Annotated in this window: 13 protein-coding genes and 1 pseudogene; 8 read left to right on the top strand and 6 right to left on the bottom strand. The window is 35.8% G+C overall.

The window, feature by feature from the left end; genetic code table 11:
- Positions 1-103: 103 nt before the first annotated feature.
- Positions 104-895, bottom strand: a complete 792-nt coding sequence (lgt, locus tag OM966_RS02435; protein ID WP_264328680.1) for a prolipoprotein diacylglyceryl transferase — start codon at positions 893-895, stop codon at positions 104-106.
- 6 nt (positions 896-901) lie between these two features.
- On the bottom strand, positions 902-1,351 hold the full coding sequence (gene smpB, locus OM966_RS02430) for an SsrA-binding protein SmpB (RefSeq protein ID WP_264328679.1): 450 nt from the start codon (positions 1,349-1,351) through the stop codon (positions 902-904).
- A 98-nt stretch (positions 1,352-1,449) separates the two neighbouring features.
- Here smpB and OM966_RS02425 point away from each other — a divergent pair, with 98 nt between their 5' ends.
- Complete coding sequence (locus OM966_RS02425) at positions 1,450-1,971, top strand: Na+/H+ antiporter subunit E (protein ID WP_264328678.1); 522 nt, start codon at positions 1,450-1,452, stop codon at positions 1,969-1,971.
- Here OM966_RS02425 and OM966_RS02420 read toward each other — a convergent pair.
- Positions 1,964-2,380: a hypothetical protein gene (locus OM966_RS02420; RefSeq protein ID WP_253309572.1), complete on the bottom strand. Its 417-nt coding sequence runs from the start codon at positions 2,378-2,380 to the stop codon at positions 1,964-1,966. The genes OM966_RS02425 and OM966_RS02420 overlap by 8 nt on opposite strands.
- 385 nt (positions 2,381-2,765) lie before the next feature.
- Here OM966_RS02420 and OM966_RS02415 point away from each other — a divergent pair.
- A pseudogene (locus OM966_RS02415) lies at positions 2,766-4,208 on the top strand (IS4 family transposase).
- Positions 4,209-4,257: 49 nt separating this feature from the next.
- Here OM966_RS02415 and OM966_RS02410 read toward each other — a convergent pair.
- Together OM966_RS02410 and ltrA are read right to left on the bottom strand one after the other, a co-directional pair.
- The gene (locus tag OM966_RS02410; protein WP_264328677.1) at positions 4,258-4,509 is read right to left on the bottom strand and encodes a group II intron maturase-specific domain-containing protein; all 252 of its coding nucleotides are present in this window, start codon (positions 4,507-4,509) and stop codon (positions 4,258-4,260) included.
- 104 nt (positions 4,510-4,613) lie between these two features.
- Positions 4,614-5,612: a group II intron reverse transcriptase/maturase gene (ltrA, locus tag OM966_RS02405; protein ID WP_264328676.1), complete on the bottom strand. Its 999-nt coding sequence runs from the start codon at positions 5,610-5,612 to the stop codon at positions 4,614-4,616.
- Positions 5,613-6,248: 636 nt separating this feature from the next.
- Here ltrA and rpmF point away from each other — a divergent pair.
- From rpmF to OM966_RS02390, 3 genes are read left to right on the top strand one after another with little or no spacing between them, the layout of a single operon-like run.
- A complete protein-coding gene (gene rpmF, locus OM966_RS02400; protein WP_264328675.1) occupies positions 6,249-6,431 on the top strand; it encodes a 50S ribosomal protein L32 in 183 nt (60 codons plus the stop codon).
- Positions 6,432-6,441: 10 nt separating this feature from the next.
- Positions 6,442-7,479 (top strand): phosphate acyltransferase PlsX, encoded by a 1,038-nt coding sequence (gene plsX, locus OM966_RS02395; RefSeq protein WP_264329022.1) that lies wholly within the window; start codon positions 6,442-6,444, stop codon positions 7,477-7,479.
- Entirely contained in the window at positions 7,472-8,428 is a 957-nt protein-coding gene (locus tag OM966_RS02390) for a beta-ketoacyl-ACP synthase III (RefSeq protein WP_264328674.1), read from the top strand. Before plsX ends, OM966_RS02390 begins: the two co-directional genes overlap by 8 nt.
- A 1,074-nt stretch (positions 8,429-9,502) precedes the next feature.
- Here OM966_RS02390 and OM966_RS02385 read toward each other — a convergent pair.
- Positions 9,503-9,997 (bottom strand): Smr/MutS family protein, encoded by a 495-nt coding sequence (locus tag OM966_RS02385; protein WP_264328673.1) that lies wholly within the window; start codon positions 9,995-9,997, stop codon positions 9,503-9,505.
- 92 nt (positions 9,998-10,089) lie between these two features.
- Between OM966_RS02385 and rlmB the strand changes: the two genes are divergently transcribed.
- The 3 genes from rlmB (at position 10,090) to OM966_RS02370 (ending at position 12,184) form a co-directional block, all read left to right on the top strand.
- Positions 10,090-10,854 carry a 23S rRNA (guanosine(2251)-2'-O)-methyltransferase RlmB gene (gene rlmB, locus OM966_RS02380; protein WP_264328672.1) on the top strand — a complete coding sequence of 255 codons (765 nt, stop codon included), beginning with the start codon at positions 10,090-10,092 and terminating at the stop codon, positions 10,852-10,854.
- 79 nt (positions 10,855-10,933) lie between these two features.
- Positions 10,934-11,647, top strand: coding sequence for a Bax inhibitor-1/YccA family protein (locus tag OM966_RS02375; RefSeq protein WP_264328671.1), 714 nt, complete (start codon positions 10,934-10,936; stop codon positions 11,645-11,647).
- Positions 11,648-12,184, top strand: a complete 537-nt coding sequence (locus tag OM966_RS02370) for a cytochrome c oxidase assembly protein (protein WP_264328670.1) — start codon at positions 11,648-11,650, stop codon at positions 12,182-12,184. It begins immediately after the preceding gene.
- Positions 12,185-12,335 lie beyond the last annotated feature (151 nt).

Raw genomic sequence — 12,335 nt, 5'->3', positions numbered from 1 at the left:
GACACCGAATCTCACATTCATTCTACTGCAACGCAGAAAATTCGTACAATTGTGCATGATGTAGGGTTTCTGGCTACATTTTTCTATTAAACTCACCTTTCCTCTATGTAACAGATTTCGTATTAAATTTTAAATTTAATGCGCCTAGATATACAAGCATTCCTAGCAAAACCATAGGTATAGAAAGCAACTGCCCCATAGTTAAATCAAGCCAAAAATAGCCAATTTGATAGTCTGGTTCGCGAAAAAACTCAACGAAAAAACGTGCTATTCCATACCACATAACTGCAATACCAGTTAACGCACCGTGATACAGTCTTATTCTAGTCAAGAAAAACAGTGAATTTGCAACTGCAAAAAGTAGCAGTCCTTCAAAAAGTGCCTCATAAAGCTGGCTTGGATGACGCAGCAAATCATCACCACTTTCTGGAAATACCATACCCCATGGCATAGTTGTAACTCTGCCAAATAACTCTCCGTTTATAAAATTGCCTATGCGACCTAAAAATAAACCTATGGGAACTCCGCAAGAAACTAGGTCCAGTGCATAAAATATAGGAATGTTATGTCTTTTACACGAAATTATTACTGCAAGCAAAACTCCTATAGCACCACCATGAAATGACATTCCTCCTTCCCAGGTCTTCAATATCTCGATAGGGTTGCTTATATAAAGAACTGGATCATATATCAATACGTAGCCAAGTCTACCTCCAAGGATAATGCCTACAATAGTGGCTGTTAATAACGAATCGTAAAAATTCTTAGTAAATATTTTTTGGTCGTCTAGCTTGTGTAAATACCAATATGCAGACACTATACCCAAAACGTAAGCTAAGGAATACCAATATATAGAAACAGGACCGATGCTGAAAATTACTGGATTTAAAGACATATTTTGCTATAAATTATTCTTAGACAATCTACTTTTTTCACGATCCCACTCTCTCTGTTTTATGGTTGCTCTCTTATCGTAGAGTTTTTTTCCTTTTACAATGGCAATTTTAGTTTTTGCAAATCCTTTATCATTAAAATAGATCGAAAGCGGCACAAGAGTTATCCCAGCGGTTTTGATTTGACCAATTAGTTTGTTTATCTCTTTTTTATGTAAAAGCAGTTTACGTTCCCTTTTTGGTTTATGATTTTTTCGGTTTGCAGCTTTATATTCTGCAATATGCATATTGTGCAGCCATATTTCGCTATTCTTTTCGATAACGTAGGCGTCGGAAATATTTACTTTTCTTTCTCTTAGCGATTTAACTTCACTGCTTAATAAGACCATACCCGCTTCAAATTCTTCTAAGATGAAATATTCAAACCTTGCTTTCCTATTTTCTGCAATAACTTCCATATCTAAAGATATCTTTAAGCTTCAATATATTACAGAGTTTTTGACTTAATTCATAATATATCTTTCCTTAAAAAATCATTTAAGTTATACTGCAAACCATGAACCTTAGGCAAAAAATCAAGTTTTTTTCTCTATCATTTGTAATTTTATTTTCTCTATGGACTGTATTGTCTGGTTATTTTGAGCCATTTTTTATTTTTTGTGGAGTATTTTCCTCTATATTCACATTATTTATCTTTAGAAGGTTGATAAACGCTGAAAGAGCTCTTAGCCAGATTTTAAATGGTACGAGTAGACTGTCGTTTTATAAGTTAGTAAGTTATATACCATGGTTAATGTACCAAATCATTTTATCAAGTGTTTATGTAACAAAAAAGGTGCTACGACTCAAATCTAAGCTTGAGCCAATCATTATCCTAAGAAAATGCAAAGGGCATAATGATGAAAGCATTGCGTTATTTGCCAATTCGGTTACAATCACTCCTGGAACTTTAACTATCAATGTTGAAAGTAAGCAGAAAACATATTTCTCTACCATGTGTCTGATAGATAAAGATCTTGAAAGTGGCATTTCTGAAATAGAAAATAAAATCTTAAAAATACTACGTTCAGTTAAGTAATTGCTTTAAATAAGTTAACAGCATCCTTATATTCTCTTACAAGACTTTCAAGCATCTCTTTTGGAAGGCTATTGTTAACAATAGAACATAAATAATTATGTAAATCTTCTAACCTTAGTATGTTATTTCTCTTCTTGCTGTTGAATTTATACGGAAAAATACCTTCCATAACTTCAATAGTAGTAGCCTTGTTTAAAAATACATTTTCACTTGTCACGCTTATTCTTGCTAAAACAGTGTTAATTTCAGGTTCGTCATTTGTATAAAAATCTGATAGCTGAGTTATTCTAATAACGTATAAAGTTACTATTTTTGATAAGCAATTATCAGCATATTCACAATTTTTTATTACCTCCCACTGAGTAACCTGAGATTTACCTATTTTTGCATTGTTCGGTAATTTACTCATTCAACTTTCTCCATTTAATCCAGTAGATAGATTATACTAATACTTTGTTAAATAAATGATAACGCAATCATAAAAATATATATTCATAATGGCATGTTATGTAAAATAGTACGATATCCAGACATTAAAGTTGATTTAGGCTGGTTTATATTGGGCACCTCTTATTTCTGCATTACCTAAGCAAGCTAAGCTGTAAAATGACAGTTGGACATCATCTCATAACAGGAGCACTCTGAAATATAGGGAGAGTAGACCAGCGAACCTTCCCCGCCAGTCTCTCACAGAACCTTACTATTACCCATAAATCTAAAAATGGAGAAAAAGCTGCTATTTTACTAATTCAACTTTCTATTATAAATAGATCTATGGTCTAAAAATGGAATATATGATGAAAAGAACTATAAATACCTCAACTGGCGAATGGGCAGAAAGTGAATTTGGAATTGTTAATTTTGGTGATATAAGATTAAGTAAAAGGCTTCTAAAAATAGTTAATAGTTTTGCTGAATCGCCTGAGCGTTCAATAAATCAAGCTTGTGAAGATTGGCATCAAAGTAAAGCAGCTTATAGATTTTTCCAAAACGATGCCATTTCTGAAAGAAAGATATTAGACAGTCATATAATTAAAACTGTTGAAAGAGCTAAAGAATACTCAACTATCTTAGCTATCCAGGACACGAGTTATATCTCATATAAAAATCATAAAAAGACCGAAGGATTAGGGATTATAGCAGCAAGATTAACATCTAAAACAACTAATTTTAAAACCCATGATGCATACAACGTTTGCAGTTACAACAGAAGGACTACCTATAGGATTATTGGATCAAAAAATTAGTACTAGACCTTCCTTAGCTGAAGACCTAAAGGAGTTGAAAAGAAGAAGCCATAATACTGCTCTTCCCATAGAAGAGAAAGAAAGCATACGGTGGATAGCATCACTTAAAGACTCTACTAAACATCCTGGATTAAAGGATGTTAAGGTAGTTACCGTTTGTGATAGAGAAGCAGATATTTATGATTTATTTGAAGTTGCTTCCACTAATCAATCTCTTTTTGTAGTAAGAGGAAATCAAAACAGAACAGTAAACAAGAAGTCGACTTATTCTGAAAAAGGTGGTGAAAGATTGTGGGATTTGATGAATCGCATGTCTTGTCAAGGAGAAATTCAAGTCTGCTCGCGATAACAAACCTCAAAGAACAACAGTTTTAGAAATAAAGTTTAGTAACTTTGTGATAAATGCATCAAAAAACAACGCTAGACGTAAAACCCAAAAACTTCCTAATTTAAATTTAAATGCTGTCTATGTTATAGAAAAATATCCCCCATTTGGCGAAGAGCCCATGAACTGGATTTTGTTAACAAATATAAATATTAATAATTTTGAAGAAGCAGTAGAAAAAATACAATGGTATTGCTTAAGATGGAGAATAGAGGTTTTTCATAAAATTTTGAAATCCGGTCTTAAAGTTGAAGAATGTAAGCTCAAAACAGCAGATAGATTGATCCGCTTTCTTACAATTATGAGTATAATTGCATGGAGAATATTTTTTATCACATTGGTAGCTAGCGAATCTTTCTTGCACTGTCATACTGACTGATGACGAATGGAAGGTTTTATATACCAAAATGCTTAAGACAAAAAACTATCCTGAGACTCCACCACCTATAAGAGAAATTGTGAGGTGGGTGGCCAAGTTAGGAGGGTTTTTAGCTCGCAAAAATGACTTAGAACCAGGCCCTATAGCTTTGTGGAAGGGATGGAAACGTCTCTTTGATTTAGCAGAAGGATGGAGACTTGCTCATGAATTCTATACTTGTGGGTAATAGTAAGTAGCAGAACTGTGCATGAACCTCTCGACTCACACAGCTCCCATTATTCAGTCTTTTGTCCCAAACCTAATGTCCAGTGGTAGAAAGTGTCTGGTCCTTCTTTTCTCATTTTTCCTAGAAGTTGCCTTGCTAGTCTTCCATGAGTTTGAAGTTTCTTGTACTTTCTTCTTGCCCACTTTTCAAGTTGCCGCTCTATGTTCTTCAGAGGTTTGTATATCTCTATACTGTAAAACCTGCCATAGTACTGATACCAGCCTCTGACTATTGGGTTTACCTTCTTCGATATTTCCTCCAAAGTTGTTGATGTTTGCCTGTGTATTCTCCATGACCTTATAACTTGACAGATCTTTTTCTTGGCTTTGTTACTAATTGCAGGTAGAAATGAGACAAAATAGGTTCCTACTTTGTTGTTTTCGCTAGCCTAGGTCTAAATATGTAGCCTAGAAAGTCAAAGCTTTGTATGGGAAATTCGTCTTTCCTACAGTGATCCTTACAGTACACAATTTGTGTCTTTTCTGGATGCAATTTTAGCTTATACTCTGCCAACCTCTCTTCAATCTTATCTTTCATAAACTCTGCCTGTCTTTGAGTTTTGCAGTGCACTATCGCATCATCTACATATCTCTCAAACGGTATTGTTGGGCAATTTTGTTTCATCCATTCATCAAACGCATGATGCATAAATATGTTTGAAATTATTGGGCTGATCGAACCTCCTTGCGGAACTCCTTTCTCCCTAACTACCCTACTACCATCTGCTAGTTGAATGGGAGTTTTCATCCATCTTTCAACATACAGTATGACCCATTTGCAGTCTGTATGCTTCTTGATTGCTTGTAATGCTAACTTGTGGTCCAGGTTGTCGAAAAATCCAGATATATCAAGATCTATCGTCCAATCGTACCTCCAGCATCTTTTGCGTGCTGTATCTACCGCATCCAGCGCTGATTTATTTGGTCTATAACCATATGAATCCTCGTGGGATTTTGGCTCTACTAGCGGTTCAAGATACATAGAAGCAGCCGTTTGCCCTATCCTGTCGAATACTGAAGGAACACCTAAAATTCTTTGTCCTCCTCCCGTATCTTTCGGTATTGCTACAGCTTTTACTGGCTCGGGAAAATAACTTCCGGATGACATCCGATTCCATAGTTTGTATAGATTGTCTTTTAGATTTTCTTCAAACTTTGTTATCATAACCTCATCTACACCTGCCGCACCTTTATTTTTGGATACTTGTTTATAAGCTCTCCAAATAAGTTGCTTCGGTATATCAAAAGACTTTGTTTTATTCATTAACTCCTCCCTTTCGGTTGACAAAACAATTAAAACTAAATCCCTTCGCTCCATCTCCATTACAGAAACTTCTTTGCTACTATGCGCCCCTATTTTTCGCATCGGTACTCTCACCCTTGGAGTTTAGCTCCTTGGATTTCTCCCTTATCATCGAAACGACAGGTTCCCGCAGTTCCACGCAATAGCCCAAAATAGATTCACGCCACCTCTATGCCGGACGCCACCTATCCGGTAAACAAGCTCCCGATAGATTTATCCCAGGTTAGGTTAGACCCCTGGTTTTGACGTCGTCTAGTTCCTTTCGACACTTTATCAGTGGTTCATTTCCATTCGTCTCTCTATTTCATACATGACGCATAATTGCGCCTTTTCCATAACGCTCACTACCTTAGCTCTTTACCAAAGCAGCTTATGGCTGTTTGAAGCCTGCTCTTGTAAACCGGCTCCGAGGGGCCCACCCTCATCTATTGCGTAGCTTTTGCACTTAGTTTGCTCTTACTTGAACATTCTTTGTGTCTCTACGGCACACCTAACCCAAGAAAGGTTTCCCTACGTCATACCGCCGCGGCGCTAACGAGTAGCGGAATGACGGTTTTTCAAATTGTAGGTAAACCTAAGCCACTTTAGCTATAGGACTCAATTACATAAGCAAACCTTACTTATTTTATTATCCCTGTTTACTTCTTGTAAAAAACATGTTATTAATGAATTGAATTTTGTAGTAGAATGGAGAAAGTTTTGGCAGTTCCAAAAAGAAAAAAGTCGAAGTCAAGGCGTAATATGCGTCGTTCTCATCATGCTATTGAGCCTAAGAATGTTGTGGTATGTTCAACAACTGGAGAATTCATGTTGCCTCACAATGTAGCAGTAGATGGCAGTTACAAAGGAAAACGAGTTTTCATTAAGCAACAGGCAGAATGACTATTATGGTATGTTACCTACGGTCAATAATCACATAGTTATTGCACTTGACGCTATGGGGGGCGATTTTGCGCCTCTTTCCGTAATTCAGGGTGCTGGTTTTTTTTTGGATAATCTTGTTGACCCAGGCATTAAAGTTCTTTTTCATATTTATGGAGATAAGGAAAAAGTATCTCCTTTGCTTTTGAAATATAAAAAAGTAAGTAACAATTCTGAGTTTACTCATTGTTCTGACGATGTCCTTGCAAATGATAAGCCATCTTTTGCGCTGAGACATCGTAAAGACTCAAGTATGAAAGCTGCAATTGTTGCAGTGAAAGAAGGTAAAGCTTTCGGAGTGGTATCTTCAGGCAACACCGGGGCGTTGATGGCAATTTCCAGATTTATTTTAGGAACATTACCAAATATTTATCGTCCTGCTATTGTCTCTATCTGTCCAACTAAGACAAAAAGCTTCGCTTTGCTTGACCTTGGTGCAAATGTCGATTGTAATGCCGATTCGTTATTCCAATTTGCATTAATGGGAAGTATATTTGCAAAAGTAGCGCTAAAAATTGACAATCCTGAGGTTGCTTTGCTAAATATCGGTACAGAAGAAGTTAAAGGTAATGACTCAGTGCGCGGCGCTTTTGAGTTGCTTAAAAACGCTCCAGGCATTAATTTCAAAGGGTATATAGAGGCAAGTGAATTTTTAGAGGGTAATATAGATGTGATTGTTGCTGATGGTTTTGTTGGCAATGTAATGCTCAAAACAGCTGAGGCAACCGCTAGTACTTTTATCAATCTAATAAAGCAGGAAGTATTCAACTCGTGGATAGCGAAAATGCTTATTAGTATATTGTTAAAATCTAAACTAAATAAAGCATTAACGCGTTTTAATCCCAAAATTAGAAGTGGAGCTATGTTTTTAGGGCTGAATGGTATCATCATTAAAAGTCATGGAAATTCTGATGCTATTTCTTTTGCCCATGCTATAAAATTTGCAGTAAATGCAATTAGTGAAAATTTAAATCAAAAGATAATTAACGGGGTAAGTCATATTGAATAAAAGTTTCATATTAAGCACTGGATCTTATCTACCAAGAAAAACGTTGAGTAACAACGAGATTGCATCGATAGTTGAGACAAGCGATGAATGGATAAGGCAGAGAACAGGAATAGTTCAAAGGCATATAGCAGATGAAGGAGAATTAACGTCAGATCTAGCTGTAAATGCAGCAAAAAGTGCTATAGAAAAAGCTAAAATTTCAGTAGATGAAATTGACTTGATTATAGTTGCAACAACAACGCCTGATAAAACTTTGCCTAGCTGTGCAACGATTGTACAAAGTAAGTTAAAATGTAAAAACGCATTTTCTTTTGATGTACAAGCAGCATGCTCTGGTTTTATATATGCAGTTACAGCTGCTGATTCGCTCATAAAATCTAACAATAGAATTAAATATGCGCTCGTTATTGGTGCTGAAATAATGTCTAGGATTGTTGACTGGGAAGACAGGTCAACTTGTGTACTCTTTGGTGATGGTGCTGGTGCAGTGATAATAAAATCGGAAATGGGTAGCAGCGTCATCATATCAACAAACTTACACTCTGATGGCAATGTGGACATATTATGTACGAACGGAGGGGTATCCTCTACTGATGATTCTGGAAAAATATGCATGAATGGAAGAGAAGTGTTTAAACATGCAGTGGATAAGTTAACAGCCTCAGTAGAGGAAACACTAAGATGCAATAATTTGAAAATCACTGATATTGACTGGCTAATTCCCCATCAAGCAAACATTCGTATTATTGAAGCAGTAGTAAAGAAATTAGATTTTCCTATAGAGAAAGTGATTAATACCGTTGATAAGCATGCAAACACCTCAGCAGCATCAATTCCACTGGCCTTAGACTATGCAATACAAGAATCAAAAATAAAATCAGGAAATCTAGTACTGCTGATTGCAATAGGTGCAGGTCTCACATGGGGTTCCGTGTTGCTGCGCTATTAGACTTCTTGCATTACCTCCTGTCACCCAACTCGTAGAACATCACACCCATAGGGCACAGCATAACTGTATGAACATTGTGATTTGAGTCCACCAGATCCGAGTGCTTTGACTACTTGATTGGATGCTGAGTTGGTGAGTATAAAAGTATAGCTAACGCTGTCATACCGCCGCGGTATCTCTAGATCCCGCTAACAAGTAGCGGAATGACGATTGTCAGGATGTCATCCCAGCGCCCCTATGATGTTATCCAAGTAGCCAACACTGGGATCCAGGAAACTTAACTCTACATCAAGTAAATGTACAATAAGAACTAGATTCCAGACTGGAATGACAAGTTCTCGGCAGCCCCTACGTCATCCCGCCACGGTATCTCATCCGCTAACACGTAGCGGGATGACGAGGTTATCGTCATGCCACCGCGAACCGTCATACTGCTGCAGACCGTCATACCGCCGCGGCGCTAACACGTAGCAGGATGACGATTCTTCAAATCGTCAAGGTGTCATACCAGTGCCCTGACTACTTGGATCCAGAAAACTTAACTTTAAATAAGTGGCTGCATAATAAAGACTAGATTCCAGCGTCACGCGCTGGAATGAAACCATTTTCGGTCTCTTAAATTGCTTTAGCTACAAACATTAAGAAGTTTACCAAACGAAAAAAAAGGCAAAAGAAGCCCCGTGGTGCGAGTTTTGACCCTATAATAATTTAAACTGGCGCTGTAATAATGTGCTAACGCTTAAAATAAGCGCGATTTGGCTGAATGTAGAAAAAATTTAAAAGACATGCAGCCGCTATAATTTTATGTAATCCGCCAAAAAATACCCTAAGTTTTTTACTGAATTTTGTCATTGAGCCTGCAGGTCAAAAACAAGTTTTGAGTCATAAATACCCTTATTATCATAATTAAGGGGGCTGGCGGAGTTTGTCAAGGAAGTTTTTGTTTAATCCGTTTCTATGAGCTACTTGAATAACGGCTACAATGTTTGTACAATTGTGCGTAACGCGCTGCCGAACACTGGTTTTTATATGGCTATACAAGAAAAATTAAGGCTTAAAAGGAAACTTAAGCAGCTAATAGGGCCTAAGCCTTCTTAATAAAACATAAAAAGCCCCTTTACCACCATGTTTTTTCGTAGCTTGCTGGTAGTATAGAACCATATCCTGGATTTTAGTATCATTTAACCACTTATTTAAGTTATTCTTTATAGTGTCTGTTTTATTTGTTGCACTGCCGTATCCCGTAATTACCAATAAACATCTATTTCCTGCTCGATAATTTTTGATAATAAAATCTATCAATTTACAGTAAGCATCCTCTATACTATAGCCGTGCAAATCGAGCTTATCGCTTATAAAATATTTACCCCTATCAACTTTTGATTTTGTGTTTTGGTCAAGACAAAATGATGAGTTACCATTATTGGTATTAAGAAAATTCCTTTGTAAGTCGGAGGTACCTTGATCAACCATAGACTTTATATTTACTTTATGATTAACTTTTAAAGTAACTTTTCCACATTCTATTGGCTTAACATTTTTTTGCCAATCCAACTCATCGTCCGACATAAACGCATTAATCGAATTGTATAATTTTACAACAATATCCAAACATAGTAAAATGTTGCTTATTCTATAAAAACCCGATTTTCGATAATACGATGAAATCGTCAAAAACTAATGAGAATTTTTGGCTGTATGGAAAGCACACCTGCATGTCAGCACTGAAGAATAAAAATAGGCGGTGTATAGAACTGTTAGTAACAGAAAATTTCTATAGAGAACATGAAAAAGAAATTAGGCAATGTGTAAATAGTAAGGGCATTAAAGTTCGATTAGTAGAAAACAAAATACTTAATGACGTTTTATCTAAAGGTGCTAACCATCAAGGAATTGCTTTAAATGTTGCCCCTATTCTTTGTAACTTAAGCATCGAAGAAGTAGCTGAAAGCTCAAACGACAGCTCTACTATAGTTATTTTAGATCAAGTCACTGACACGCACAATATTGGATCAATTTTAAGAACTTCAGCTTGTTTTAATATCAACGCATTGGTTTTCCCACATAATCATTCACCTGGCGAAAATGCATCTATTGCAAAAGCAGCAAGTGGAGCATTGGATATTGTTCCGCTAATATACGTTACAAATATAGTAAAAACTATGCAGTATTTAAAAAAGGTCGGCTACTGGTGTTATGGGTTTGATTGCAATGCTAAAGAAAATATAGATGAAATAAAGAGCTTTGAGAAAAAAAGAGTAATTATTTTTGGTTCTGAAGAGAAAGGAATGCGGAGGTTAGTTAAAGAAAATTGTGATTATCTTTTAAAAATACCAATGTCAAATGCAATTAACAGTTTAAATGTTTCAAATGCAGCAGCAATAGGCCTATATTCTATTTATATTAAAACAAATGCCAGCTCATAGCTGTTTATAATAAAAATACTTGATAAAAATGTGGTTTTATATTATAATGTGTTAAATAATGGACAAAAGGAGTTATATTATGTCTTACATGAGAAATGAACAGGATATTCGCTCTCAAGGCGTTTACTATAGCGCTGGGCTCAGAAGTTACTTAACTAAAGTATATAATTATATGGCTTTAGCTTTGGGCGTTACAGGGCTTGTTGCATTCCTAACAGTGTTTTCTGGTCTTTTTCAGGTGATTCATTCTAATCCAGTCCTGTTGTATACAGTAATATTTTCTCCACTTGTACTAGTGTTTTTTGTATACCCTAAAATTCTACATCTTAGTGTTCAGTCTGCATTCACCATATTTTTTGCGTTTGCAGTATTAATTGGAATGTCTTCATCCTATATTTTCATAATTTATACTGCAGAAAGTATAGCAAGAGCATTTTTCATTACATCAATCATGTTCGGCTCTATGGCTTTGTATGGTAACATCACAAAAAGAGATCTAACAAGTATGGGCTCTTTTTTGAGAATGGGAGTCTGGGGATTAATTATAGCATCTGTAGTGAATTTGTTCCTTGGAAGTAGTCCACTCGATTTTGCAATATCATTCATATCGGTGATAGTGTTTACTTTAAAAACTGCATCTGACGCTCAGAGAATCAAGGATGTTTATTACAAGTATAATGATGGTTCAGAAGCTGCTACTACTAAGCTGGCAATACTTGGTGCAACTAGTCTTTACCTAGACTTTATCAATATATTTCTCAGTTTGCTCAGGTTACTTAATAACAGGGACTAAATGTTCTCCTTTTTAAGGAAGAATAACAAGAATTCTATAGTTTTCTTTTTAGTATCTTTAGTTGTATCGATGATATGTCTTACATATGCATCTGTGCCACTATACAGTATTTTTTGTAAAGCTACTGGGTATGGTGGCACAACAAGAAAAGTAACTAATGCAACAATAAGTGCAACTGACCAAAAAATCAGGGTCCACTTCAATGCTGATATAATGTCCGATCTACCTTGGGAATTTAAATCAGAAACTAACTACGTTGACGTAAACATAGGAGAACAAAGTTTAGCATTTTATTACGCAAAAAATCTATCTGATCATCTTTCATTTGGTATGGCAGTATATAACGTTACGCCTTTCAAAGCAGGTAAGTATTTTAATAAAGTTGCATGCTTTTGTTTTGAAGAACAAATGTTGCTACCAAAACAAAAAGCAGCTATGCCCGTATCTTTCTATATAGATCCTGAGATAATGCTTGATAGTAATACAAAAGACTTAAGTGAAATAACGCTATCATACACGTTTTTTAAGTTTAAGTAACAGAATGTTTGCAAACCATGTCATTTCAAGTAATCAATAGGGTGTCATCTGAGTAGCTGACACTGGGATCCAGAAAAAATGTATAGCTCATACAGATAAGGTTGACTTTTTGCCATCTTATGACTTGATTATATAAAAAAATCTGGATTCC

The sequence above is a fragment of the Wolbachia endosymbiont (group A) of Andrena hattorfiana genome (assembly GCF_947179565.1).
Taxonomy (GTDB): Bacteria; Pseudomonadota; Alphaproteobacteria; order Rickettsiales; family Anaplasmataceae; genus Wolbachia.
The sequence above is the reverse complement of the archived record's forward strand: the minus strand, read 5'-3'. Positions and strand labels throughout refer to the sequence as shown.

Coding starts and splice junctions, on each gene's coding strand:
- lgt (WP_264328680.1), bottom strand. CDS start 895: ATGTCTTTAAATCCAGTAATTTTCAGCATCGGTCCTGTTTCTATATAT.
- smpB (WP_264328679.1), bottom strand. CDS start 1,351: ATGGAAGTTATTGCAGAAAATAGGAAAGCAAGGTTTGAATATTTCATC.
- OM966_RS02425 (WP_264328678.1), top strand. CDS start 1,450: ATGAACCTTAGGCAAAAAATCAAGTTTTTTTCTCTATCATTTGTAATT.
- OM966_RS02420 (WP_253309572.1), bottom strand. CDS start 2,380: ATGAGTAAATTACCGAACAATGCAAAAATAGGTAAATCTCAGGTTACT.
- ltrA (WP_264328676.1), bottom strand. CDS start 5,612: ATGCGAAAAATAGGGGCGCATAGTAGCAAAGAAGTTTCTGTAATGGAG.
- plsX (WP_264329022.1), top strand. CDS start 6,442: ATGTTACCTACGGTCAATAATCACATAGTTATTGCACTTGACGCTATG.
- OM966_RS02385 (WP_264328673.1), bottom strand. CDS start 9,997: ATGTCGGACGATGAGTTGGATTGGCAAAAAAATGTTAAGCCAATAGAA.
- rlmB (WP_264328672.1), top strand. CDS start 10,090: ATGAAATCGTCAAAAACTAATGAGAATTTTTGGCTGTATGGAAAGCAC.
- OM966_RS02375 (WP_264328671.1), top strand. CDS start 10,934: ATGTCTTACATGAGAAATGAACAGGATATTCGCTCTCAAGGCGTTTAC.
- OM966_RS02370 (WP_264328670.1), top strand. CDS start 11,648: ATGTTCTCCTTTTTAAGGAAGAATAACAAGAATTCTATAGTTTTCTTT.